Genomic DNA, 24,064 nt, shown 5'->3' with positions numbered 1-24,064 from the left:
AGCCCGCTACCGAGAACGGTTTCCGTGTGACGGCCGATTTGCGAGCGACCCCTGCCCGCCCTGCCCCCGAGCAGGCCGGACATCCGACGCTGCCCAGGTCCGAACCGGACAGTGGGCTTCGGAGCGACCACACCGGCGCGCACATTCCGGACCTCGGTCCTCGGAGCGACGCGCTCGCGACAGATGCTGAAGCGCAGGCCGGGGTCAACCCTGGCGGCGATTCCCAGGCCGGTGCGGCGACACCCGGCGGCGCGGAAGCGTCTGCAGCCACTGGCCCAGTCGTGGACAGCGAGCCGCCGGCCGGTGAAACGGCGGGTGCCAGCAGCGCTGCAGCGGGCGGGGCCGCCGCCCGGGGCGCGGGGGACGGTGACTCCGCGATCCAGGCGGTGTGGCGCGAGTTCCGCGAACGGCCGGAGCAGCGGCTGCGCGAGCGTCTGGTCCTGCACTACGCGCCGCTGGTCAAGTACGTCGCTGGGCGGGTCGGCACCGGGCTGCCCACGCACGTCGACGTCAGCGACCTCATCCAGTCCGGCATTTTCGGCCTGATCGACGCCATCGAGAAGTTCGAACCCGAGCGCGGCCTGCGGTTCGAGACGTACGCGATGCAGCGCATCCGCGGCGCGATCCTCGACGACCTGCGCTCACAGGACTGGGTGCCCCGCGTCGTGCGCAGCCGCGCTCGCGAAGTGGAGCGCGCGCTCGAACGCCTCGGCGGACGCCTGCGCCGCACCCCGACCGACACCGAGGTCGCGGCCGAGCTGGGCATCAGCCTCGACGAGCTGCGCGACCTCTACAGCCAGCTCCAGCTGACCAGCGTCGTCGCGCTGGAGGACCTCATGGCGGCAGGCCGGGAGAGCGGCTCGCTGGTCGACACGCTCCCCGACGACGACGCCATCGACCCCGTCGCCGTCCTCGTCGACCGGGACAATCGCCGCCAGCTCGCCGAGGCCATCGCGCAGCTCACCGAACGCGACCGGATCGTCGTCAGCCTCTACTACTTCGAACGGCTGACGCTCGCCGAGATCGGACGCGTCCTGGGCGTCACCGAGTCGCGGGTCAGCCAGCTGCACACGCGCGCCGTCCTCCGGCTCCGGGCTCGGCTCACGGAGCAGGCCGGGGTCTAGCCGGTCCACGGCTTCAGGCGGATCGCCGAGCCGGTCTGGACCAAGGGGAGCGGGTTCAGGTATTCCTCGCCCCGCCGGACGCCCCAGTGCAGGCAGGCCTCGACCGGACAACCCGGATGCCCGGCCTCGACGACCCCGACCGGCTGTCCCCGCCACACCTGCGTGCCGACCGGGACCGACGGCGCGACCGGCTCGTAGGTGGTCCGCAGCCCGCCGTCGTGGTCGATCGAGACCACCGGCCGCCCGGCGACGAGCCCCGCGAACACCACCACGCCCGGCCCCGCGGCCAGGACCTGCTGACCGGGGGCCGCGGCCAGGTCGACACCCCGATGACCAGGCCCGTAGGGCCCGGACGGCGCCTGGAACGGCCGGACGACCACCGGCTTCGGCGACAGCGGCCACCCGAACCGGGGATCCGGCTCGCCCGCCATCGCGCGAGCTACTGCCGCCGGTCCAGTCTCGAACCGGGGGTCCAGCTGGCCCGCCATCGCGCGAGCTACTGCTGCCGGTCCAGTCCCGGACCGGGGGTCCAGCTGGCCCGCCATCGCGCGAGCTACTGCCGCCGGTCCAGTCCCGAACCGGGGGTCCAGCTCGCCCGCCGCCGCGCGAGCTACTGCCGCCGGTCCAGTCCCGGACCGGGGGGCCAGCTCGCCCGCCGCCGCGCGAGCTACTGCCGCCGGTCCAGTCTCGAACCGGGGGTCCAGCTCGCCCGCCACCGCGCGAGCTACAGCCGCCGGCCCAGTTCCGGGCGGGGCGATCGGTGCGCCCGCCACGGGCGCCGGACCCTTCGCTGCCGACCGGTGCCGTGAACTGGCTGCGGTGGTCGTCGGCGCCTTCGCTGCCGGTCCGCGTGGTGACCTGGTTGGGGCCGCAGCGGACGATTCTGTCGCGCCCGGCGCCTGTAGTGCGTGGGCTGCGGCCAGTGGTCCTGCGGTGAGCGGTCGGAGGGGTGTGTCGGTCGCGGCCGCCGGCTCGGGTTTGGCCAGTGCCGGCGGTGGGGTGGCTGCGGCCGCGGTCGCCGGTTCCGCGGTGGGCGGTCTGAGGGATGTGCCCGCCCTGGCCGGTGGCTGCGCTGAGTGGGCCGCGGATCCCGTGGTGGCCGATCCGTGTGGGTTGGCCGCCACTACCGCTGGTCCAGCCGCGCCCGGCCCCCAAGGCGCCTCCAGCGCAGCCGGGACCAGGAGCCACACCACGGCACTGACCAGCACTAACCCGGGCAACCGGCGAATCACCACGATCATCGGCCCAGCCTGGCGCACATCGGGCGTCACGAACGGGCGGTGACAGAATCTGTGGACAACTCCACCTTGTCTGTGGACAACCGGCGCCGGTCGAATCGTCGGCAGCGCCCGGGGCCGCGCAGCCGGTAGCACCAGGCCGCCCGTGGTGAACCCCGCGCCGCCAGGGCGTACACTGTTCGCGCGGCCTGTCACGACAGGTCGACTTCGCGTGTACGTGCACGTTCCCGCTCACGGAACCCACGGCGCCCGGCGGTCCCCGAGGAGTCATCCACGGGGTCCGGGCACCGGCACTGCACCAGGGTCGCCGGCCACCCGGCCGACGGCGACAAAACCGACCAGCGCGTCCCGCGGGGCGCGCGCTACACAGAAGAGGTGCGAATCCGGCCATGGCCGTCGTCACCATGAAGCAGCTGCTCGATTCCGGCGTGCACTTCGGGCACCAGACCCGCCGCTGGAACCCGAAGATGAAGCGCTACATCCTCACCGAGCGCAACGGCATCTACATCATCGACCTGCAGCAGACGCTGAGCTACATCGACCGTGCGTACGAGTTCATCAAGGAGACCGTCGCGCACGGCGGCACCATCATGTTCGTCGGCACGAAGAAGCAGGCCCAGGAGGCGATCGCCCGCGAGGCGCAGCGCGTGGGCATGCCCTTCGTCAACCAGCGCTGGCTCGGCGGCATGCTGACCAACTTCCAGACCGTGCACAAGCGGCTGCTGCGCCTCAAGGAGCTCGAGGCCCAGGAGCAGACCGGCGGTTTCCAGGGTCTCACCAAGCGCGAGATCCTGACGCTGACCCGCGAGAAGGAGAAGCTGGAGCGCACCCTCGGCGGTATCCGCGACATGCAGAAGGTGCCCAGCGCCGTCTGGATCGTGGACACCAAGAAGGAGCACATCGCCGTCGGCGAGGCGCGCAAGCTGAACATCCCGGTCGTCGCGGTCCTGGACACCAACTGCGATCCGGACGAGGTCGACTACCCGATCCCGGGCAACGACGACGCGATCCGCTCGGCCGCGCTGCTCACCAAGGTGGTCGCCGAGGCCGCCGCCGCCGGCCTGATGGCCCGCTCCAGCCGCAACGGCTCCGCCGCCGCCGAGGGCCAGGACAAGCCCGAGCCGGGCGTGTCCGACGAGCCGCTCGCGGAGTGGGAGCAGGACCTGCTGAAGAACAGCGAGGCCCCGGCCGAGCAGACCACCGCCTCCTGAATCTTTCCGGCACGGCCGCGCCGGACCGGCGCGGCCCCCAAACTTTCCGAGAGGAACGGACACCGCACGATGGCGAACTACACCGCGGCGGACGTCAAGCGTCTCCGCGAGCTCACCGGCTCCGGCATGATGGACTGCAAGAAGGCGCTCGAGGAGAGCGGCGGCGACTTCGACAAGGCCGTTGAGTTCCTGCGCATCAAGGGCGCCAAGGACGTCGGCAAGCGCGCCGAGCGCGCCACCGCCGAGGGCCTCGTCGCCGGCGACGGCGGCGTGCTGGTCGAGATCAACTCCGAGACCGACTTCGTCGCCAAGAACGAGCAGTTCCAGGAGCTCGCCAACAAGATCGTCAAGGTCGCGCAGACCCTGAAGACCGACGACGTCGAGAAGCTGGCCGCGGCCGAGCTCGAGGGCGGCAAGTCCGTCGGCGACGCCGTGCAGGAGCTGGCTGCCAAGATCGGCGAGAAGCTGGTCCTGCGCCGCGTGGTGGCCTTCGACGGCCAGGTCGCGACGTACCTGCACCGCCGTGGCACCGACCTGCCCCCGGCGGTCGGCGTGCTGGTCGAGTACAACGGCGAGGGCGACGGCGCCGCCGAGGCGGCCCGCAACGCGGCGCTGCAGATTGCGGCCCTCAAGCCGAAGTACCTGACCCGCGAGGAGGTGCCCGCCGACCTGGTCGACAACGAGCGCCGCATCGCCGAGGAGACTGTCCGGGCCGAGGGCAAGCCCGAGCAGGCCCTGCCCAAGATCATCGAGGGCAAGGTCAACGCGTTCTACAAGGACACCGTGCTGCTGGAGCAGCCGTCGGTCCTCGACAACAAGAAGACCGTCAAGGCGCTGCTCGACGCGGCCGGCGTGACCGTCACCCGGTTCGCCCGGTTCGAGGTCGGCCAGCCGTAACACGACGGCAGTGACGTGAGGGTGCCCCGTCTCCGTGATCACGGGGACGGGGCACACTCGCGAAGGCAGGCTCCACAAGAGCACCCGAGCGGGCGGAGGCGGACATGGGCGAGGCGAAACGAGCCGACGGCGGTTACCGGCGGGTGCTGCTGAAACTGGGTGGCGAGATGTTCGGCGGGGGAGCGCTCGGCCTCGACCCCGACGTCGTCCACTCCGTGGCCGCGCAGATCGCGGACGTCGTCCGCACCGGCGTGCAGATGGCCGTCGTCATCGGCGGCGGCAACTACTTCCGCGGCGCCGAGCTGTCCCAGCGCGGCATGGACCGCGACCGCGCCGACTACATGGCCATGCTCGGCACGGTCATGAACTCCCTGGCGCTGCAGGACTTCCTGGAGAAGGAAGGCGTCCCCACGCGCGTGCAGACCGCCATCACGATGGGCCAGGTTGCCGAGCCCTACATCCCGCGACGAGCCGAGCGGCACCTCGAAAAGGGCCGTGTGGTGATCTTCGGCGCGGGCACCGGGATGCCCTACTTCTCCACCGACACCGCCGCCGCCCAGCGCTCGCTGGAGATCGGCTGCGAGGCCGTGCTCATGGCCAAGGCCGTCGACGGGGTGTTCACCGCGGACCCGAAGAGCGACCCGAGCGCGAAGATGTTCGACGAGATCAGCCACCGCGAGGTGCTCGAGCGCGGGCTCAAGGTCGCCGACGCCACCGCCTTCAGCCTCTGCATGGACAACAACATGCCCATCATCGTGTTCAACCTTCTCACCGAGGGGAACATCGCGAGGGCGGTGCGTGGTGAGAGGATCGGCACGTTGGTGAGCACCTCCGGGGCCGGACCCAGCGCCTGACCCCGAACGGACCGGGAACAACAGCACACACAACGGGAGTAGCCGTGATCGACGAGACCCTCCTCGACGCCGAGGAGAAGATGGAAAAAGCGGTGTCCTTCGCCAAGGAGGATCTGTCGTCGGTGCGGACCGGCCGGGCCAACCCGGGCATGTTCGCCCGCATCATGGTGGAGGCGTACGGGTCGACGATGCCGCTGAACCAGGTGGCCGGCGTCAACATCCCCGAGGCCCGCATGGTGATCGTCAAGCCCTACGACCAGGGGCAGCTCGGCGCCATCGAGAAGGCCATCCGCGAGTCCGACCTGGGCGTCAACCCGTCCAACGACGGTCAGATCATCCGCATCACCATCCCGCAGCTCACCGAGGAGCGGCGCAAGGAGATGGTGAAGATGGTCAAGGCCAAGGGCGAGGACGCCAAGGTCCACATCCGCGGTGTCCGCCGCAAGTCCAAGGAAGAGCTCGACCGCATCGCCAAGGACGGCGAGGCCGGTGAGGACGAGGTCGCGCGCGCGGAGAAGGAACTGCAGCACCTGACCGACAACTACGTGGCGAAGGTCGACGAGCTCGTCAAACACAAGGAAGCCGAGCTGCTCGAGGTCTGAATGCCACAGGTGAGCGAAGAACGCGAGAAGGCCCCGGTGGCTTCTCCCGAGCCGGCTGAACCGGCCAAGAAAACGTCGCGGGCCGGGCGGAACCTTCCCGCGGCGATCGGTGTCGGGCTGGCACTGGGTGCGGCGATCCTCGTGTCGCTGCTCACCGTGCGGTACCTGTTCATCGGGATCATCGCGGCGGCGATCGCCGTCGGCACGTACGAGTTCGCCCAGGCGCTGCGGCGCGCCGCGAACATCCGTCTCGCGCTGGTCCCGCTGCTGCTCGGCGGTCAGGCGATGCTGTGGCTGTCCTGGCCGTTCGGGTACGAGGGCGCGCTGATCGCGTTCGCCGTCACCGTGCTGGCGTGCCTGCTCTGGCGGTTGCCGGGCGGCCCGGTGGGTTACGTGCGGGACATCAGCGCGTCCGTGTTCACCGCCGCGTACCTGCCGTTGTTCGGCGCGTTCGCGGCGATGCTCGTCCCGCCGTCCGATGGTGTGGGCCGCGTGCTGGCGTTCCTGATCGGCGTCGTCGCGTCGGACACCGGCGGCTACATCGCCGGTGTCCTCAAGGGCAAGCACCCGATGGCGCCGTCGATCAGCCCGAAGAAGACGTGGGAGGGCTTCAGCGGCTCGCTCGTCGCGGGTGTCGTGGCGGGTTCGCTGACCCTGACGTTGCTGCTCGACGGGCAGGTCTGGCAGGGCGTGGTGTTCGGGGTCGCGATCGTGCTGACCGCGACCCTGGGCGACCTGGTCGAGTCGCTGATGAAGCGGGACCTCGGCATCAAGGACATGGGCACGCTGCTGCCGGGCCACGGCGGGCTGATGGACCGGCTCGACTCGCTCCTGCCCTCCGCCGTGGTGTCGTTCCTGCTGCTGTCGGCGTTCCTGAACTGACCGCCGTCAGCGGGACCACACGCCGAACCACTGCTCGGCGCCGTACTCCTCGTACCGCTCCACCTCGGTGAACCCCAGCTTCACGGCGAGGCGCAGCGCGCGCTCGTTGGCCGTCTGGGTGGAGAGCAGCCGAGCGCCGCCGCGCACGCCTCGGCCGCGTAGCCGGAGCCCCACGCCCGCGGCAGGAACAAGTAGCCGAGCTCGGCCTCGCCGGCCTCCGGGCGCACGTGCCCCGGACGGTCCGCGTCCCGCGGGTCGAGGGTGATCATCCCGATCATCGCGCCGTCGAGTTCGACCACGAACAGCCCGGGGCGCCGTCCGGGCACCTCGGGCACCGAGCGCTCCAGTTCGTCGCGTGGCCGAGAGCCGCCGAGGTAGGCCCCGACCGCCGGCGACGCGAACAGCTCGATGAACGCCGCCCGATCCCGGGCCGCGGACTCGCGGAGGACCAGCCGGTCGGTCCTGATCGGGTCGGGTGGCCAGGCGTCGAACATGGCGGCGAACCTATCGCACGCCCGGGAAGCGACGGCTCAGTCGTCGTACGGGTCGTCCACCTCGGCGCGGCCCCAGCCCTCGCTCGTGCGCGAGTGGTCGATGATCGAGAACACCGCGCCCGCCGGATCGGCGAGGATCGCGATGCGGCCCCACGGCGTGTCGTAGGGCTCCACCAGCACGGTGCCGCCCAGCATCAGCGCATGCCCCGCCGTCGCGTCGGTGCCGCGCGCCGGGTCGACGCCGAAGTACACCATCCAGTGCGGCGGCGCCTGCGGCGGGTACTCCGGGCCCATCACGTACCGGTACAGCACCGGTTGATGTTCCAGCCGCCATTCCACGTAGTCGATGCCGCGGTTGTCGCCCACCTGCAGGCTCGTGTACGAGAAGAGCCGGGTGAAGAAGCCGTCCGCCGCCTCGCCGTCGCGCGTGTTCAGGTCGGCGCCGGAGAAGGTGTTCGGAAAGCCGGCCGCGAACGCCCAGTCCGCCGGCGGCTGCCACAGCACGAACGGCGCGCCGGAGGGCTCGATGCCGTGCAGGATGCAGCCGCGGTGCGGCAGCACGGTCGGTTCGAGCGTGACGACTCCGCCGAGCCGCTGCACCCAGTTCGACGCCGCGTGCGCGTTCTGCACCGAGATGTTGATCATCCAGGCGCTCGCCTGGTCCGGCGCCGCCTGGTAAAGGCCGCCGACGGGCACGCCGTCCAGCGTGCCGATCAGGTACCGGCCGGTGCGCGTCGCCGGATCGCGGCTGAGCAGGAAAGTCCAGCCGAACAGGCCTTCGTAGAACCGGTGGGACGCCGCCTCGTCGACGCTGGCGAGCTCGACCCAGCACGGCACCCCGGACGGCAGGACGGACGGGGCCGAAGATCCGAGAGACATACCGCCTCCGATCGGTGGGGAGGGCAGCAAGTCTATGCCGAACGTGAAGCGCTTTCCGGGCATCGTCTCGGATATCCTTGCGGTGTGTGGAAGATCGCCCGGCGTGGGCAGCGGACCACGTCCAGGGCGGACGTCCTGCCCAGCCCGAACATCTGGTACTACCCGGACACCTACGAGCTGGAGAACCGCGCGCAGGACGTCGAAGGCGACATCTGGCGGGTCCTGGCAGGCGAATGTCCCTGGCAGGGCAAGGACGTGCTGGACGTCGGCTGTGGGGACGGTTTTCACCTGCCCCGCTTCGCCGAGTCCGCGCGGTCGGTGATCGGCGTCGAACCATACGAACCGTTGGTGCGCCGGGCGGAAAGCCGGGTCGCCGGGCTGGCGTCGGTGCGGGTGCTGCGTGGTTCCGCGCAGTCGATCCCCGTACCCGACGGGAGTGTCGACATCGTGCACGCGCGCACCGCGTACTTCTTCGGCCCCGGCTGCGAACCGGGTCTGCGCGAGGCGGATCGCGTGCTGCGCCCGGGGGGTGCGCTGGCGATCGTCGATCTGGACGTGTCCAGTGAGCCGTACGGCCGGTGGATGCGGGCGGACCTGCCCGACTACGACCCGGCCGCGGTCGACGCGTTCTTCGACGGCCAGGGTTTCCGCTGCCGTCGCGTGACCGCGAAGTGGCGGTTCGCCGACGCCGAAAGCCTCGCGGCGGTGCTGCGCATCGAGTTCAGCCCCGAGGTGGCCGACCGCGCGATCGAAGACGTCCTGCGGGACAACGGATCACGCGGCCGGCACGCGGCGGGCTTCACGGTGCCGGTGGGCTACCGCGTTCTCGTTCGCGACAAGCCCACCGGCCTCGTGCTGCCCGGTCACTCCTCGTCGTCCTCGTCGTCGGTGTCGATCTCGCCGAGCACGGCGTAGATCGACCGACGGGCCTCGTTGAGGATCTCCGCGGCGCGCCGCTTCTGACCCGGCATCCCGGCCTGGGACACCTGGACCGCGGCGGCGGCCAGCATCGCACCCGCCTTGCGCAGGTCGACCTCGTTGGGGTCGACGTCCGAGGCGATCTGCTCCCACGGCGGCTTTCCGTCCTGGCTGGCGGCCGCCTCGCGCCCGGCGTCGGTCAGCTCGAACAGGCGTTTGCCGCCGTCCTCGCGGGCCACCACCAGGCCTTCGTCGGCCAGCAGTTGCAGGGTCGGGTAGACCGAGCCGGGGCTCGGCCGCCAGAAACCGCCGCTGCGCTCGGCGATCTCACTGATGATCTCGTAACCGTGCCGTGGCTGCTCGGCCAGCAGGGCGAGGATGGCGGCGCGTACGTCGCCCCGCCGTCCTCGCCGCCCGCGGTGCGGGCCACGGGGGCCGCGCCCCCGGAACTCGCCACGCGGACCGCCCGGGCCCCAGCCCGGGGGGAACTCTCCGAAACCACCGCGGGCGAACGGGCCGAAGGCGGGCCGTCCGTGCGGCGGGGGGAAATGTCCGTGTCTCATGTCGGTCTCCTTCCGTACTGTTCCGACATGCTCACGATATATCGGAAACAGTCGGAAGGCAAACCCGATGTCAGGTCACCGGGTTGTCGACCAGGATGACCTGCGGAGACGGGGTGGCGCAGGTGGCCCGGATCGTCTGGGTGGTGCCGTTGATCCGGAAGTCCGCGGCCGACCTTCAGCGGGCCGGCGTTGATCTGCGCCGGGGTCGCGTTCGGTGCACCGATGTTCAGTGCGGAAATGGTGGCGTCGGCTTTGTCGATATCGGCGAACCCGGCCGGCGCGGTGAGCGCTTCCGGAAAGGTGATGCTGCTCGATTCGTGCCGCGCATTCGGGGTTTTCCACCCGGTTCGCGTACCCCGGCGCGGGTTCCCCGAGCGCTGGCGTGGGACAATGTGTGGTTGTGTCGACATTGCCGCTGCTCTTCGAGGCTCCCCGGCGCGGGATGCCGCCTCGCCACCTCGCCGACCTGACCGCCGCCGAACGCGCGGCGGCCGTCAGCGACCTCGGCGAGAAGCCGTTCCGCGCCAAGCAGCTGTCGAACCACTACTTCGCCCGCCTGACCGCCGACCCCGCCGCGATGACCGACATCCCGGCCGCGTCGCGGGAACGGCTGGTGTCCGAGCTCATGCCGCCGCTGCTGACCGAGGTGCGCGCGGTGGCCTGCGACGACGGCGCGACGCGCAAGACGCTGTGGCGCGCGCACGACGGCACGCTGCTGGAGAGCGTCCTGATGCGCTACCCGGACCGGGCGACGCTGTGCATCTCCAGCCAGGCCGGCTGCGGCATGGCGTGCCCGTTCTGCGCGACCGGCCAGGCGGGGCTCACCCGCAACCTGTCCACCGCGGAGATCGTCGACCAGGTGCGCTCGGCCGCGGCGGTCATGCGGGACGGCCTGATGCCGGGCGGCCCCGGGCGGCTGTCGAACATCGTGTTCATGGGCATGGGCGAGCCGCTGGCGAACTACAAGCGGGTGCTGGCCGCGGTGCGCCGGATCACCGACCCGGCGCCGAACGGGCTGGGCATCTCGCAGCGATCGGTCACCGTCTCGACGGTCGGGCTGGCCCCGGCGATCCGGCGGCTGGCGGACGAGAAGATGCAGGTCCGGCTGGCGGTGTCGCTGCACACCCCGGACGACGAGCTGCGCGACACGCTGGTGCCGGTCAACAACCGCTGGCCGGTGGACGAGGTGCTGGAGGCGGCGCGGTACTACGCCGACTCGACGGGCCGCCGCGTGTCGATCGAGTACGCGCTGATCCGGGACGTGAACGACCAGCCGTGGCGGGCGGACCTGCTCGCGAAGCGGCTGCGCAAGCACCTGGGCCGGCTGGTGCACGTGAACCTGATCCCGCTCAACCCGACGCCCGGCTCGAAGTGGGACGCCTCGCCGAAGCCGGTGGAGCGCGAGTTCGTGCGGCGCGTCAACGAGGGCGGCGTGGCGTGCACCGTGCGGGACACCCGGGGGCAGGAGATCGCCGCCGCGTGCGGGCAGCTGGCCGCCGAGGGCTGATCGCCCGCAGGCCCGGGTCCCGGGCGCCGAAGACGATGAAGCCCCCCACGACGAGGTCGTGAGGGGCTTTCCGGAAGAGCCGTCAGCGGCGCCAGGCCGTGCGCTTCTTCTTGATGTCCACCAGCAGTCCGATCACGATGCCGGCCGCGATGGCGATCAGCCACACGTTCTCGGTGTTGTTCTCGTGGTTGTTGTAGATCATCGCCAGCAGCGCGACGACCGTGATCCAGCCCGCGATGCGCGCGCCCTTCGGGAACCCGCCGTGCCAGCCCCACTCGGCCGACGGCTCGTCCCGCGGGTCCACCTTCGCCGGAGCGGCCTGCTGCCGCTTCTCGACCGCCTTGCTCGCCACGATCACTCCTCCAGGCCCTGCACGAACGTCCAACCGGATGATTCCACACCGCGACCCGCCCCGCGCCGATGACCCGCTCGGACGGGTTCGCGACAATGACCCCGATGAACGCACCCCGCACCGTGCTCGTGCTCGGCTCGACCGGCTCGATCGGCACCCAGGCCCTCGACGTCGCGGCCCGCAACCAGCACCTCTTCCGCATCTCGGGCCTCGCCGCGGGCGGGTCCGACCCGGCGCTGCTGGCGGCGCAGGCGCTGGCACACGAAGTGGACGCCGTGGCCGTGACGAAGCCCACGGTCGTCGAGGACCTGCAGCTCGCGCTGTACGCCGAGGCCCAGAAGCGCGGCTACTCGCGGGGCGAGTTCAAGATGCCGCGCATCTTCGCCGGCCGCGACGCCGTCGTCCAGCTGATCGGCGCGGTCGGGGTCGACGTCGTGCTCAACGGCCTGCCCGGCTCCCAGGGCCTCGAACCGACGCTCAAGGCCCTCGAAACCGGCGCGACCCTCGCCCTGGCGAACAAGGAGTCGCTGATCGCTGGCGGGCCGCTCGTGCTCAAGCAGGCCAAGCCCGGCCAGCTGGTCCCGGTCGACTCCGAGCACTCCGCGATGGCGCAGGCCCTGCGCGGCGGCCGCGCCGAGGAGGTCGACCGGTTCGTGCTGACCGCCTCCGGAGGGCCGTTCCGCGGCCGCAAGCGGGCCGACCTGGCGAACGTCACGGTCGAGGATGCGCTGGCCCACCCCACCTGGGCGATGGGCCGCCTGGTCACCATCAACTCGGCCACCCTGGTCAACAAGGGCCTGGAGCTGATCGAGGCGAGCCTGCTCTTCGGCGTCCCGTGCGACAAGATCGACGTGGTCGTCCACCCGCAGTCGATCGTGCACTCGATGATCACCTTCACCGACGGCTCGACGCTGGCCCAGGCCAGCCCGCCGGACATGCGCCTGCCCATCGCGCTGGCGCTGAACTGGCCGGACCGGGTGCCCGGCGCGGCCCCGGCCTGCCGCTGGGACCAGGCCGCGCAGTGGACGTTCGAGCCGCTGGACAACGAGGCTTTCCCGGCCGTCGAGCTGGCCCGCCACGTCGGGACCGTCGGCGGCTGCCTGCCCGCGGTCTACAACGCGGCCAACGAGGTGTGCGTCGAGGCGTTCCTGACGCAGAACGCGGGCTTCACGGCGATTGTGGACACTGTTACCGAGGTGGTGGAGGCCGCCGACGAGTGGCGTCGCGAGCCGGGCGACGTCGCGGAGGTACTGGCGGCCGAGGAGTGGGCGCGAGCCCGGGCCGCCGAAATCATGACCGGAGGGAAGTAGCGGGTGGCCTACGTTTTCGGAGTCGTGCTGTTCGCGCTGGGCATCTGCGTGTCCGTCGCACTGCACGAGGCGGGTCACATGCTGACCGCCAAGGCGTTCGGCATGAAGGTCCGCCGCTACTTCGTCGGGTTCGGCCCGAAGGTGTTCTCCTTCCGCCGCGGCGAGACGGAGTACGGCCTGAAGTGGATCCCGCTCGGTGGGTTCTGCGACATCGCCGGCATGACCGCGCTGGACGAGGTGACGCCGGACGAGGCGCCGCGGGCGATGTGGCGCTTCAAGACCTGGAAGCGCACCGTCGTGATGGCCGCCGGGTCGGTCACGCACTTCATCCTCGGCTTCGTCGTCCTGTACCTGATGGCCGCCACGATGGGCCTGCCCAACGCGGTCGTCGGCAAGCCGCAGATCTCGTCCGTCTCCGAGTGCGTGCGCAGCGCGACCACCGACGAGGAGTACGCGAACCCGGTGTGCCGGCCCGGCGACGCCGCGCCGGCCAAGAACGGCGGCATCCAGCCCGGCGACGAGATCGTCTCGGTCAACGGCCAGCGCACCGAGACCTACGCCGACGTCACGGCCCTGATCCAGAACCTGTCCGGTCCCACCCGCTTCGAGGTCGACCGGAACGGCCAGATCGTGCCGCTGACCGTCGACGTCGTGCGCGTCGACCGCCCGGTCACCGATCCGGCCAACCCCAGCGGCCCGGAGAAGATCGTCACCGTCGGCTCGATCGGCGTGACCTTCCCGAGCACGCTGGAGTACAACGCGATCACCGCGATCGGCGGCGCGGCGTCGTTCACCGGCGACATGTTCGTGCAGACCTGGCAGCGGCTGATCGAGTTCCCGGAGCGCATCCCGGCGGTGGTGTCCTCGATCTTCGGCGGCGAGCGCGACCCGAACACGCCGGTCAGCGTGGTCGGCGCCAGCCGCATCGGCGGCGAGGCCGGGCTGTGGTCGCTGTTCCTGCTGCTGCTGGCGAGCCTGAACTTCTTCGTCGGCGTGTTCAACCTGCTGCCGCTGCTGCCGCTGGACGGCGGGCACATCGCGATCGTCTGGTACGAACGGGTCCGCGACTGGATCCGCAAGCTGCGCGGCAAGGCCGCGGGCGGCCCGGTCGACTACTCGAAGCTGTCCGCGGTCACCGTGGTGCTGGTGCTGATCGGCGGCGCCGTAACCCTGCTCACCGTCACCGCCGACATCGTCAACCCGATCAGGCTGCAGTAACGCCCGGTCTTCGCAGGTCAGGGCCCCGCGCGGGGTAACTCACTCCGGCTGGTCACCACCGGGCCGGGCCCGGCCTGTGAGTAAGCTGGACACGTCAGCAGCCCGTCTCACGCCGTAGAGGATTCGATGAGCGTCGAGCTTGGTATGCCCGCCCTCCCCGCCCCCGTGCTGTCCGAGCGCCGCAGGACGCGCCAGCTCATGGTGGGCAACGTCGGCGTGGGCAGTGAACACCCGATCTCGGTGCAGTCCATGACGACCACCCTGACCGCGGACGTGAACGCGACGCTGCAGCAGATCGCGCAGCTCACCGCGGCCGGCTGCGACATCGTGCGCGTGGCCTGCCCGTCCGCGGACGACGCCGAGGCGTTGCCCGCGATCGCGAAGAAGTCGCAGATCCCGGTCATCGCGGACATCCACTTCCAGCCCAAGTACGTGTTCGCCGCGATCGAGGCCGGCTGCGCCGCGGTGCGCGTGAACCCGGGCAACATCAAGAAGTTCGACGACAAGGTCAAGGAGATCGCCCAGGCGGCGAAGGACCACGGCACGCCCATCCGGATCGGGGTCAACGCCGGTTCGCTGGACCCGCGGCTGATGAAGAAGTACGGCAAGGCGACGCCGGAGGCGCTGGCCGAGTCGGCGCTGTGGGAGGCGTCGCTGTTCGCCGAGCACGACTTCCACGACATCAAGATCTCGGTCAAGCACAACGACCCGGTGATCATGGTCCGGGCGTACGAGATCCTCGCCGAGCAGTGCGACTATCCGCTGCACCTCGGCGTCACCGAGGCCGGCCCGGCGTTCCAGGGCACGATCAAGTCGGCGGTGGCGTTCGGCGCGCTGCTGCGGCAGGGCATCGGCGACACCATCCGCGTGTCGCTGTCCGCGCCGCCGGTCGAGGAGGTCAAGGTCGGCATCCAGATCCTGCAGTCGCTGAACCTGCGGCCGCGGAAGCTGGAGATCGTGTCGTGCCCGTCGTGCGGGCGGGCGCAGGTGGACGTCTACAAGCTGGCCGACGAGGTCACCGCGGGCCTGGAGGGCATGGAAGTCCCGCTGCGCGTCGCGGTGATGGGCTGCGTGGTGAACGGCCCGGGTGAGGCGCGCGAGGCAGACCTCGGCGTGGCGAGCGGCAACGGCAAGGGCCAGATCTTCGTCAAGGGCGAGGTCATCAAGACGGTGCCGGAGCACCAGATCGTCGAGACGCTGATCGAAGAGGCGATGCGGATCGCCGAGGAGGCGGGGGACGCGGAAGGAAGCGGTTCGCCCGTCGTCACGGTGAGCTAGCCTCCTGGCAGAGGGCCCCGGCAGAACGGGAGTGGGTCGATGAGCACCGCGTTCGCACGTCCCGAGACGGCCTGGAACCGAGCGCTGGACATCTGGCGTGAACTCCAGGTGCCGGAGGGCCGGCGCCCGGAGCTCGCCGCCGAGGGGATCCGCATGACCCCGCCACCCACCGGACAGCACAACCTGATCGCGAGCTCGGTGCACGACGCGCTCGCGTCGGCCGAGCTGGATGGTTGCGGCATCTTCCAACGGCTGGATGTCGGTATCCGCGCGACCGGGAGCATCTACGTGCCGGACCTCTGCGTGGTACCGCGGGACGCCGTCCCGGACAACTCTGATCCGGTCCCCGCCGAGCACACGGTCCTCGTCGTCGAGCCGGTCCAGGGCGGCTACAGCCGCACCGTGCGGGTCCCTTTCGGGCAGCCGATCGAGGTCGGCGAGCCGTTCGCGGTCCGGTCGGAGACCACCGAGTTCTGAGCCCATGCCCGCCGACTGGGAGGTTCGCGCGCCGCACCCGGAGTTGCGGTCCGCGATCACGCGCTACATCGGCTACACGCAGCGCGGCGTGGCCCTCCGCACCCACCGCGGGCTGCCTTCACGGCACGTCACGCTCGTCATCAGCCTCGCCGAGCCGATCCGCTTCACCGGCATGCCCCGCCCGGACCAGTCGCCGGGCCGCTTCACCGCCGCGGTCGGCGGCATGCACACCGCGCCCGCCCTCATCGCCCAGGACGCCTTCCAGTCGGGCATCCACGTCGAGATCGACCCGCTCGCCGTGCCCGCCCTGTTCCACGTCTCCGCAGCCGACCTGTCCGGTTGCGTCGTCGACCTCGGCGAGCTGGGCCCGAAGCGCCTCGCCGAGCAGCTCGCGGAGGCGCCCACCTGGGACGACCGCTTCGGCATCCTCGACGACGCCTTCCGCGGCGCCCTCGCCGACCGCCGGCCCGCCCGGGAGGTCGGCTGGGCGTGGCGCCGCCTCACCGCGGCGGGCGGGCTGATCCGCGTCGAGGACCTCGCCGCCGAGGTCGGCTGGAGCCGCCGCCACTTCGCCGAACGCTTCCGCCGCGAGCTGGGCCTGCCGCCCAAGCAGGCCGCCCGCGTGCTGCGCTTCGAGCGCGCCATCAGCAGGCTCCGCGAGGCGCCCACGGACCTCGCCACCCTCGCCGCCGACTGCGGCTTCTACGACCAGGCCCACCTGTCCAACGAGTGGCGCGCCCTGGCCGGGTGCACGCCCCGCACCTGGATCACCGAGGAGCTCCCGTTCCTCCAAGACCAGGGCGCCGCGACGGACGCAGACTCGCAGGCATGAGCGAAAACCCACCCACCGTCTGGCCCGCCTTCCGCTACGACGACGCGCGCGCCGCGCTGACGTTCCTCACCGAGGTGTTCGGCTTCCGCGAGGCGCTCGTCGTGCCGGGGGAGGACGGGCAGATCGCCCACGCCGAACTGCGCTGGCCCGAGGGCGGCGGCGTCATGTTCGGCAGCACCAGCCTCACCGACGGGGTCCACGGCGACACGAAGAACGCCGGCTCCGCGTACATGGTCACCGACCACGTCGACGAGATCCACGACCGCGTGCGCCGGGCCGGCGCGGAGATCGTCGCGCCCCTCCACGACACCGACTACGGCTCGCACACGTTCACCGCCCGCGATCCGGAGGGCAACCTGTGGACCTTCGGGACCTACCGCGGGGCCCCTTGATCCCCCACGATTTCCCGATCCACCACTCCATCTGGCAATCTGGTGGATGTGTTGCGGCTTGCCGGTGCACGGCTGCTCAGTGATCGGGATCATCCCGTGGTCCGCGCCGTGCTCGCGGCGGACCCGGTGGCCAGTTGCATGGTCAGTGCGCGCGTCGAGGTGGCCGGTCTGGACCCCTGGCGCCTCGGCGGCGAGCTGTGGGCCGCCGACTACCGCGGCGCCCGCGGTGGCCGGCTGCCCGGCCTGTGCTTCTCCGGCCCGAACCTGATCCCGTTGCGCGGCAACGCCGCGGCCCTGCGGTCCTTCGCCGACCGGGCCCTGCGCAAGCAGCGCGTGTGCTCGTCGCTGGTCGGCCCGGCCGAGCAGGTCCTCGGGTTGTGGGATGAGCTGGCGGGGGAGTGGGGCCCGGCGCGCGAGGTCCGCGAGGACCAGCCGCTGATGGCGATGGACGCCCAGCCGGCGGTGGAGCCGGACCCGCTGGTGCGCCCGGTGCGCCCGGACGAGCTGGAGCGGTACCTGCCTGCCGCGATCGCGATGTTCATCGAGGAGGTCGGCGTCGACCCGCGCGCCGGTGACGGTGGCGTGAGCTACCGCGCCCGCGTCGCGGAACTGATCTCCAGCGGCCGCGCCTTCGCCCGGTTCGAGAACGGCGAGGTCGTGTTCAAGGCCGAGATCGGCGCGATGTCCCGCAGCGTCGGACAGATCCAGGGGGTCTGGGTGCGGCCGGACCGGCGCGGCCACGGCCTGGGCACGTCCGGCACGGCGGCCGTGGTGAGCCGGCTCGTCAACGGGCTCGGCCGCACCGCCAGCCTGTACGTGAACAGCTTCAACAGCCCCGCGCTCGCCGCGTACCGGCGCATCGGGTTCAGCCAGGTCGGCCGGTACGCGACCGTGCTGTTCTGACCGGGCTCACGGCCGCGCCGCTCGCGGGGGTCGTAGGGTGGAGTCATGTCCCTGCGTGCTCCGTTGACCCCTGGCGTCCAGACGCCGCGCCGCCCCGTGCCAGCCAGCATTCCGCGCCCCGAATACGTGGACAAGCCGGCGCCGAAGCGGGACACCGGCAACGGAGTGCGCACGCCCGAGGTCATCGAGGCCATGCGCGTGGCGGGCAAGATCGCCGCGCAGGCGCTGGAGGAGGGCGGCAAGGCCGTCAAGCCGGGCAACACCACCGACGACGTCGACAAGGTGGTGCACGAGTTCCTGCTCGACCACAACGCCTACCCGTCGACCCTCGGCTACCGCGGCTTCCCGAAGTCCTGCTGCACCTCGCTCAACGAGGTCATCTGCCACGGCATCCCGGACTCGACGGTGATCCAGGACGGCGACATCTGCAACATCGACGTCACCGCCTACATCGGCGGCGTGCACGGCGACACGAACGCCACGTTCTGCGCCGGTGACGTGTCGGAGGAGGTGCGGCTGCTGGTCGAGCGCACCCACGAGGCGACGATGCGTGCGATCAAGGCCGTGCGGCCGGGCCGCCAGCTGAACGTGATCGGCCGCGTCATCGAGTCCTACGCCAAGCGCTTCGGCTACGGCGTGGTGCGCGACTTCACCGGCCACGGCGTCGGCCCGGCCTTCCACACCGCGCCGACCGTGCTGCACTACGAGGACCCGTCGGTGACCACGGTGATCGAGGAGGGCATGACCTTCACGATCGAACCGATGATCACCCTGGGCGCCATCGACTACGACATCTGGGACGACGACTGGACGGTCACCACCAAGGACAAGAGCTGGACGGCCCAGTTCGAGCACACCCTGGTGGTGACCGCGACCGGCGCGGAGATCCTCACGCTTCCCTGATCAAGGAGTCCAGGAAGCCGGCGGCCTCGGCCATCGCGCGCTCGGCGTCGCGCGCCGCGATGGCCTCCAGCAGGCCGCGGTGGCCGATCGCCTCCGACTCCGGCAGGCGGGTGTCCGTCGTGGCCGCGACGCTCGCGGTCACGGCCTCCAGGATCCCGCGGTAGAGCTCGGTGAGCAGGTCGTTGTGGGCGGCCCGCACGACAGCGAGGTGGAACTCGGTGTCGGCGCGCACGTACGTCTCGATCTCCTCGACGCGGTAGGCCGCGTCGCGCCGGTCCAGCAGTTCGGTGATGGCGGCCAGTTCCTCGTCGGTGCGGACGGTTGCCGCCAGCCGCGCGGCCTCGACTTCCAGCGCGCGCCGCACGCCGAGCACCTCGCGCAGCTCCGAGCCGCAGAGCCGGCGGATCGCGCCGGACACCTCACTCGTCGCGCGCACGTAGGTGCCGTCGCCCTGACGCACCTCCAGCAGCCCGCTGTGCGCGAGCGCGCGCACAGCTTCGCGAACCGTGTTGCGACCCACACCGAGGCTTTCGGCGAGCGCCGCCTCGGTGGGTATCCGTTGCCCGATCGACCATTCGCCCTGTGCGATGGCGTCCCTGAGCTGCCCGATCACCTGGTCGACGAGACCGGTCCGGCGGGTCGTGGCGAGTGGCACGGGGATATCCCTTCACCCGATCATCCTACGTTTGTCATACTAGCCTCTGTGACGGTCAATGATGAGGCATCGGTGCAGGAGAAGACGCGGGTCCCCGCGTCCAGGGTGCTCATCGGCACCGGGCTGCTCGGCGTGGCGGTCCTGCTGGCCGCGCTGAACCTGCGGCCTGCGGTGACCAGTGTCGGCGCGGTGCTCGACGAGATGCAGGACACGCTGGGGGCCTCCGCGACGTGGGCCGGTGCGCTGACGACCATGCCCGGCCTGTGCTTCGCGCTCGCCGGCCTGACCGCTCCGCTGGTCGCCCGCCGACTGGGGATCGCGGCGGCCGTAGCGCTCGCGCTCGCGTTGCTCGCCGGCGGCCTGGTGCTGCGGGTGCTCGACGGACCGCTGGTGGTGCTGGGCGGGACGCTGATCGGCACCGCGGGGATCGCGCTCGCGAACGTGCTGATCCCGGTCGTGGTCAAGGAGTCCTTCGCGACGCGTATCGGCCTGATGACCGGCCTCTACACCGGCGCGCTGCAAGCGGGCGGCGCGCTCGGCTCCGCGCTGACGCCGCCGCTGGACAGCGCGTTCGGCGGGTGGCGCCCCGGGCTCGGCAGCTGGGCGGTGCTGGCCGTGGCGGCGCTCGTGCTGTGGCTGGTCGCCGCGCGCACCCGGCCCGGCGGCCCGACGTCCGCTCAGAACGCGGCCGCCGCGCGATCGCTGTTCCGCAGCCCGCTGGCCTGGGTCGTGACGATCTTCTTCGGCATGCAGGCCTGCCTGGCCTACATCGTGATGGGCTGGCTGCCGCAGGTGCTGATGGACGCGGGCGTCACCCGCGCCGACGCGGGTCTGCTGATGGGCCTGGTGTCGCTGCTCGGCCTGCCGGTGAGCCTGATCGTGCCGCCGCTGGCCGCGAAGCGGGGCAGCCAGAGCGGGTGGATCCTGCTGCTCGGCGTGTTCGGCATCGCGGGCGTGATCGGCCTGATGGTCGCGCCGGAGGCCGCGCCGCTGCTGTGGTCGATCTTCCTGGGCATCGGGATGGCCGTGTTCTCGCTCGCGCTGACCACGATCGCGCTGCGGGCCCGCACGGGCGCGGAGACGGCGAAGCTGTCCGCGATGGCGCAGGGGATCGGCTACCTGCTGGCCGCGGTGGGCCCGTTCCTGTTCGGCCTGCTGCACGACGTGACGCACGGGTGGAGCGTGCCGTTCGCGATGCTGCTGGCCGTGGTGGCAGGGCAGATGGTGTTCGGCTTCTTCGCGGGCCGGCCGCGCTACGTCTGACCGCCGGCGCACGTCCGTCGCGGAGGTACGCCGGGCGGGCGCTCAGAGCGGCAGGTTCAGCAGCGCGTTCTCGATCAGCTCCGGCATCGCCGGGTGGATCCAGTACTGGCCGCGCGCCATGGACTTCGCGTCGAGGCCGAAGCTCATCGCCTGGATCAGCGGCTGGATCACCGTCGGCGCCTGCGGGCCGATGATGTGCGCCCCGATCAGCTGCCCGGTCGACGGGTCGGCCAGCAGCTTCGCGAAACCGCTGGTGTCCTCCATCGCCCAGCCGTACGCGATGCCCGCGTAGTCCTGTTTGGACGTCACGTACGGCACGCCCCGCTCCCGCGCCTCCTGCTCGGTCAGGCCCACCGAGGCGATCTGCGGCGACGTGAACACCGCGTGCGGCACGAACCGGTGGTCGGCCGTGATCGGCGACTCCGGGTTCAGCAGGTTGTGCTGCACGACCCGCGCCTCGTGGTTCGCCACGTGCTTCAGCTCGTACGGCGACGAGATGTCGCCCAGCGCGTAGATGCCCTCGACCGCGGTCTCCTGGTGGTCATCGACCACCACGTGCCCCGCCTCGGTCGTCGTCACGCCGGTCGCGGCGACGTCCAGCAGGTCGGTGTTCGGACGGCGCCCGATGGCGATCAGCAGCTCGTCCGCCTCGACGGTCTCGGCGCCGGCCGGCCCCTCCAGCTCGACCGCGACACCCGTGCCCGACGGCCGCACCCGCACCGCCTTCCGGTTGAGCCGCACGTCGAACCGCTGTGCCGCCAGCTCGGTGAACCGCTCGCTGATGTCGAAGTCCTCGCTGCGCAGCAACGCGCCGGACCGGGCCACCAGCGTGACCTCGACCCCGAACGAGCGGAACACGTGCGCGAACTCCGCGGCGATGAACCCACTGCCGATGATCACCATCCGCGCGGGCAGCGCGTCGAGCCGCATCACCGTGTCCGACGTGTGGTACCGGACGTCCTCGAGCCCGGGCAGGTCCGGCACCACCGGCCGCCCGCCCGCGGCGAGCACGAACTTGTCCGCGGTGACGACCTCGTCCGGCCGCCCGTCCGCGAACGACACCGTCAGCTCCTTGTGCCCGGTGAACCGCCCCTGGCCCTCGTACACGGTGACGCCGGCGTTGTCCTCGTGGCTCTTCCGGTACTCGCGCCCGCCCTCGGCGATCGGGTCGATGCGGCCGAAGATCCGGTCGCGCACGTCGGTCCAGCGCACCTTGTCCAGCGTCTCGTCGACACCGAACCGGCCGGACACCGACGGCGTCGCGGCGACGTCCGCGGCGTGCACGAACATCTTCGTCGGAATGCACCCGACGTTCAGGCACGTGCCGCCGAACACGCCCTTCTCCACGATCGCCGTCTTCCAGCCCGCGAAACGGGGGTCGAGGATCGAGTTCCCCGAGCCGGTTCCGACGATCACCAGGTCGTAGTGGGGCACGTGATTACCTCCCAAGCAGTCCGCACGGGTACAACCGGGCCGGACCCGAAATCTGTTCCCGTTCCTACCCGCCGGTCGCCGTGAAATGCATCCGGTCCACCGGCTCCTGCCACGCGCCGCCCCAGTCCCAGCCGACCGCGGCGAACGCCCGCACGGTCGCGTCGCCGGCCTCCACCATGCCCGGCCGCACCCACGAGCGGTCCAGGTACGCCGAGGCGAGTTCCGGCAGCACCACGTCGCCCTTGGTGTAGGGGTTGCAGAACGGGTTCAGGTCGATCGCCAGACCGTACGCGTGCGCCGACCAGTTCGTCTGACCGCGCACCGGGCGGCACACGAAGGCGCTGGTGTTGTTGCCGTCCCCGGTCGGCGGCGCGTCGAGTTCGGCGGGCGAGGTGACCCGCATCTCCTCGATCGGGAACCGCGCCGCGAACAGCTGCCCGAACACGCGGGTCACGTCCTCCGCGACGGAGGCGCCGACGAGCATCTCGCCGGTGTGCGGCTTCCCGTCGAAGCCCCAGAACGACATCGTCAGGTAACGCAGCGCGGACGCGGCCACCGGGCACGCCTGCTGCCAGGTGCTGCGGGCCAGCACGTCGGCCGGGACCGCGCTGACCGTGGACGCGTAGCGGCCGTCCGCGGGCGGCGGGAGGAAGTCCCGCGTCGGCAGGCGGCGGTCGCGCAGGACGGCCGGGGTCGGCTGGACCTCGCCGAAGCCGTCCGGGCGGCGGGGCAGCGTCGTCGCGCCGACGGTCCACGCCGGCTCGGAGGTGGTGGTCGGCGGTGCCGTGGTCGTGGTGGTGGTCGCCGGGGGCGTCGGCGAGGGCACGGGCGGAGGTGGCGGCTCGGGTGGGGCGCCGCACGCCACGAGCCCGAGCGCCAGCAGGAGCGCCACGATTCCTCGCACGTCTCCAGCTTCGCAGAGCCGGAGTCCACCCGATCCAGTGACACCGGTTCCGGGCCCTTGTCGATTACTGTATGTGCGGCAATCTCACGCCCCGAAGTCGGTTCCGACGATCGGGTGCGGCACCGGGGGACATCGAGCTTTTTCCGAAGGGAGCGCGCATGGCTAAGCACCGCCGACGCGACCGCAAGTTCCGCCTGGCGCTGACGGCGGTCATCACCGCCGCCGCGTTCGTGCCGGTGGTGGCGGCGGCCATGCCGAGCACCGGTGCCCGCCCGAACATCGTCGGCGGCACCGAGGCGTCCACCAGCAGCTACCCGTTCGCGGTGTACCTCACCGACAAGAGCGGCAACCAGTTCTGCGGCGGCGTCATCGTCAGCGCGACGGCGGTCGCCACCGCGGCCCACTGCGCCAACGCCGTGAAGCGTGCGGACCTGCGGGTCGTCGCGGGCCGCACGGACAAGCGCACGAACGACGGCAAGACCGTGTCGGTGCGCGAGGTGTGGGTGCCCGACTCGTTCTCCGACCCCGGCAAGGGCGACGACGTCGCGGTGCTCAAGCTCGCGCAGAGCCTGCCGTACCGGCCGGTGGAGCTGCCCGGCGACGACTCGCTGTACGCCGAGGGCACCCAGGCGACGGTGCTGGGCTGGGGCCGCACCTCCGACGGTGGCCCGCGCTCGGACGTGCTGCGCAAGGCCGAGGTGCCGCTGCTCAGCGACTCCGGCTGCCGCGCCAGCTACTCGAACTACGACTCCCGGTCGATGGTGTGCGCGGGCTACCCGGACGGCAAGATCGACGCCTGCCAGGGCGACTCGGGCGGTCCGCTGGTCGTCGGCGGCACGCTCATCGGGCTCGTGTCGTGGGGCGACGGCTGCGCCCAGGCGGGCAAACCGGGTGTCTACACCCGCGTGCTCACCTACGTGAACGAGATTCGCAGCGAAGCCGAGTCGTCGCGGCTCGTGTTCTGGTAGTCAGGA

General features: G+C 71.3%; 27 protein-coding genes. 18 read left to right on the top strand and 9 right to left on the bottom strand.

Translation table 11 applies throughout. The features are described 5' to 3' along the window. The first annotated feature begins 281 nt into the window (after positions 1 to 281). Complete coding sequence (locus ACCP09_RS04785; protein WP_433743396.1) at positions 282 to 1,124, top strand: FliA/WhiG family RNA polymerase sigma factor; 843 nt, start codon at positions 282 to 284, stop codon at positions 1,122 to 1,124. Here the strand turns inward: ACCP09_RS04785 and ACCP09_RS04780 are convergent. Beyond that, positions 1,121 to 1,612, bottom strand: a complete 492-nt coding sequence (locus ACCP09_RS04780) for a murein hydrolase activator EnvC family protein (protein WP_433743394.1) — start codon at positions 1,610 to 1,612, stop codon at positions 1,121 to 1,123. The genes ACCP09_RS04785 and ACCP09_RS04780 overlap by 4 nt on opposite strands. A gap of 1,139 nt (positions 1,613 to 2,751) precedes the next feature. Between ACCP09_RS04780 and rpsB the strand changes: the two genes are divergently transcribed. The 5 genes from rpsB to ACCP09_RS04755 all read left to right on the top strand — a co-directional run bounded on the left by rpsB (position 2,752) and on the right by ACCP09_RS04755 (position 6,808). Then, positions 2,752 to 3,573, top strand: coding sequence for a 30S ribosomal protein S2 (gene rpsB / locus ACCP09_RS04775; protein WP_017987592.1), 822 nt, complete (start codon positions 2,752 to 2,754; stop codon positions 3,571 to 3,573). A 69-nt stretch (positions 3,574 to 3,642) separates the two neighbouring features. Beyond that, positions 3,643 to 4,470 carry a translation elongation factor Ts gene (tsf, locus tag ACCP09_RS04770; RefSeq protein ID WP_433743391.1) on the top strand — a complete coding sequence of 276 codons (828 nt, stop codon included), beginning with the start codon at positions 3,643 to 3,645 and terminating at the stop codon, positions 4,468 to 4,470. 104 nt (positions 4,471 to 4,574) lie between these two features. Beyond that, a complete protein-coding gene (pyrH, locus tag ACCP09_RS04765; protein ID WP_017987594.1) occupies positions 4,575 to 5,324 on the top strand; it encodes a UMP kinase in 750 nt (249 codons plus the stop codon). A gap of 44 nt (positions 5,325 to 5,368) precedes the next feature. Continuing rightward, positions 5,369 to 5,926 (top strand): ribosome recycling factor, encoded by a 558-nt coding sequence (gene frr, locus ACCP09_RS04760; RefSeq protein WP_017987595.1) that lies wholly within the window; start codon positions 5,369 to 5,371, stop codon positions 5,924 to 5,926. Further along, the gene (locus tag ACCP09_RS04755) at positions 5,927 to 6,808 is read left to right on the top strand and encodes a phosphatidate cytidylyltransferase (protein WP_027931781.1); all 882 of its coding nucleotides are present in this window, start codon (positions 5,927 to 5,929) and stop codon (positions 6,806 to 6,808) included. A gap of 80 nt (positions 6,809 to 6,888) precedes the next feature. On the opposite strand, the gene ACCP09_RS04750 is transcribed toward ACCP09_RS04755, so the two are convergent. Both ACCP09_RS04750 and ACCP09_RS04745 read right to left on the bottom strand, forming a co-directional pair. Next, complete coding sequence (locus ACCP09_RS04750; RefSeq protein ID WP_433743388.1) at positions 6,889 to 7,302, bottom strand: GNAT family N-acetyltransferase; 414 nt, start codon at positions 7,300 to 7,302, stop codon at positions 6,889 to 6,891. Between the two features lie 36 nt (positions 7,303 to 7,338). Beyond that, positions 7,339 to 8,181 carry a VOC family protein gene (locus tag ACCP09_RS04745; protein ID WP_027931779.1) on the bottom strand — a complete coding sequence of 281 codons (843 nt, stop codon included), beginning with the start codon at positions 8,179 to 8,181 and terminating at the stop codon, positions 7,339 to 7,341. Positions 8,182 to 8,265: 84 nt separating this feature from the next. On the opposite strand from ACCP09_RS04745, the gene ACCP09_RS04740 reads away from it, so the two are divergent. Continuing rightward, positions 8,266 to 9,096, top strand: coding sequence for a class I SAM-dependent methyltransferase (locus tag ACCP09_RS04740; RefSeq protein WP_433743386.1), 831 nt, complete (start codon positions 8,266 to 8,268; stop codon positions 9,094 to 9,096). Here ACCP09_RS04740 and ACCP09_RS04735 read toward each other — a convergent pair. Further along, the gene (locus ACCP09_RS04735) at positions 9,045 to 9,662 is read right to left on the bottom strand and encodes a PadR family transcriptional regulator (protein ID WP_433743384.1); all 618 of its coding nucleotides are present in this window, start codon (positions 9,660 to 9,662) and stop codon (positions 9,045 to 9,047) included. The genes ACCP09_RS04740 and ACCP09_RS04735 overlap by 52 nt on opposite strands. After that, positions 9,659 to 10,072: a hypothetical protein gene (locus ACCP09_RS04730; RefSeq protein ID WP_433743382.1), complete on the bottom strand. Its 414-nt coding sequence runs from the start codon at positions 10,070 to 10,072 to the stop codon at positions 9,659 to 9,661. Before ACCP09_RS04730 ends, ACCP09_RS04735 begins: the two co-directional genes overlap by 4 nt. Between ACCP09_RS04730 and rlmN the strand changes: the two genes are divergently transcribed. After that, positions 10,063 to 11,169, top strand: coding sequence for a 23S rRNA (adenine(2503)-C(2))-methyltransferase RlmN (rlmN, locus tag ACCP09_RS04725; protein WP_027931776.1), 1,107 nt, complete (start codon positions 10,063 to 10,065; stop codon positions 11,167 to 11,169). The genes ACCP09_RS04730 and rlmN overlap by 10 nt on opposite strands. An 82-nt stretch (positions 11,170 to 11,251) precedes the next feature. On the opposite strand, the gene ACCP09_RS04720 is transcribed toward rlmN, so the two are convergent. Beyond that, the gene (locus ACCP09_RS04720) at positions 11,252 to 11,527 is read right to left on the bottom strand and encodes a DUF2631 domain-containing protein (RefSeq protein ID WP_037322613.1); all 276 of its coding nucleotides are present in this window, start codon (positions 11,525 to 11,527) and stop codon (positions 11,252 to 11,254) included. A 98-nt stretch (positions 11,528 to 11,625) separates the two neighbouring features. On the opposite strand from ACCP09_RS04720, the gene dxr reads away from it, so the two are divergent. The 8 genes from dxr (at position 11,626) to map (ending at position 18,834) form a co-directional block, all read left to right on the top strand. Further along, positions 11,626 to 12,831: a 1-deoxy-D-xylulose-5-phosphate reductoisomerase gene (dxr, locus tag ACCP09_RS04715; RefSeq protein ID WP_027931774.1), complete on the top strand. Its 1,206-nt coding sequence runs from the start codon at positions 11,626 to 11,628 to the stop codon at positions 12,829 to 12,831. Positions 12,832 to 12,834: 3 nt separating this feature from the next. Next, entirely contained in the window at positions 12,835 to 14,049 is a 1,215-nt protein-coding gene (locus ACCP09_RS04710) for a M50 family metallopeptidase (RefSeq protein WP_433743378.1), read from the top strand. A gap of 126 nt (positions 14,050 to 14,175) precedes the next feature. Beyond that, positions 14,176 to 15,327 (top strand): flavodoxin-dependent (E)-4-hydroxy-3-methylbut-2-enyl-diphosphate synthase, encoded by a 1,152-nt coding sequence (ispG, locus tag ACCP09_RS04705; protein WP_026153926.1) that lies wholly within the window; start codon positions 14,176 to 14,178, stop codon positions 15,325 to 15,327. Between the two features lie 39 nt (positions 15,328 to 15,366). Further along, positions 15,367 to 15,804, top strand: coding sequence for a Uma2 family endonuclease (locus ACCP09_RS04700; protein ID WP_433743376.1), 438 nt, complete (start codon positions 15,367 to 15,369; stop codon positions 15,802 to 15,804). A gap of 4 nt (positions 15,805 to 15,808) precedes the next feature. Further along, positions 15,809 to 16,636: a helix-turn-helix domain-containing protein gene (locus ACCP09_RS04695; protein WP_433743374.1), complete on the top strand. Its 828-nt coding sequence runs from the start codon at positions 15,809 to 15,811 to the stop codon at positions 16,634 to 16,636. After that, positions 16,633 to 17,028 (top strand): VOC family protein, encoded by a 396-nt coding sequence (locus ACCP09_RS04690; RefSeq protein ID WP_433743372.1) that lies wholly within the window; start codon positions 16,633 to 16,635, stop codon positions 17,026 to 17,028. Before ACCP09_RS04695 ends, ACCP09_RS04690 begins: the two co-directional genes overlap by 4 nt. Before the next feature lie 48 nt (positions 17,029 to 17,076). Next, entirely contained in the window at positions 17,077 to 17,931 is an 855-nt protein-coding gene (locus ACCP09_RS04685) for a GNAT family N-acetyltransferase (RefSeq protein ID WP_123687100.1), read from the top strand. Between the two features lie 45 nt (positions 17,932 to 17,976). Beyond that, positions 17,977 to 18,834 carry a type I methionyl aminopeptidase gene (gene map, locus ACCP09_RS04680; RefSeq protein WP_027931768.1) on the top strand — a complete coding sequence of 286 codons (858 nt, stop codon included), beginning with the start codon at positions 17,977 to 17,979 and terminating at the stop codon, positions 18,832 to 18,834. On the opposite strand, the gene ACCP09_RS04675 is transcribed toward map, so the two are convergent. Further along, positions 18,821 to 19,489 (bottom strand): FadR/GntR family transcriptional regulator, encoded by a 669-nt coding sequence (locus tag ACCP09_RS04675; protein ID WP_433743369.1) that lies wholly within the window; start codon positions 19,487 to 19,489, stop codon positions 18,821 to 18,823. The two genes, map and ACCP09_RS04675, sit on opposite strands and share 14 nt — an antisense overlap. A 48-nt stretch (positions 19,490 to 19,537) precedes the next feature. Between ACCP09_RS04675 and ACCP09_RS04670 the strand changes: the two genes are divergently transcribed. Continuing rightward, a complete protein-coding gene (locus tag ACCP09_RS04670; protein ID WP_408626432.1) occupies positions 19,538 to 20,752 on the top strand; it encodes a CynX/NimT family MFS transporter in 1,215 nt (404 codons plus the stop codon). Positions 20,753 to 20,794: 42 nt separating this feature from the next. On the opposite strand, the gene ACCP09_RS04665 is transcribed toward ACCP09_RS04670, so the two are convergent. Continuing rightward, positions 20,795 to 22,186, bottom strand: a complete 1,392-nt coding sequence (locus ACCP09_RS04665) for a mycothione reductase (RefSeq protein WP_433743367.1) — start codon at positions 22,184 to 22,186, stop codon at positions 20,795 to 20,797. Between the two features lie 64 nt (positions 22,187 to 22,250). Further along, entirely contained in the window at positions 22,251 to 23,090 is an 840-nt protein-coding gene (locus ACCP09_RS04660) for a M15 family metallopeptidase (protein ID WP_433743365.1), read from the bottom strand. 158 nt (positions 23,091 to 23,248) lie between these two features. Between ACCP09_RS04660 and ACCP09_RS04655 the strand changes: the two genes are divergently transcribed. Next, positions 23,249 to 24,058, top strand: a complete 810-nt coding sequence (locus ACCP09_RS04655) for a serine protease (protein WP_027931763.1) — start codon at positions 23,249 to 23,251, stop codon at positions 24,056 to 24,058. Positions 24,059 to 24,064: the final 6 nt, after the last annotated feature.

The organism is Amycolatopsis sp. 3B14 (assembly GCF_050958625.1).
In the GTDB taxonomy this organism is placed as follows: domain Bacteria; phylum Actinomycetota; class Actinomycetes; order Mycobacteriales; family Pseudonocardiaceae; genus Amycolatopsis_E; species Amycolatopsis_E thermoflava.
Note: the sequence above shows the minus strand (reverse complement) of the source record. Positions and strands in the feature narration are given on the sequence as shown.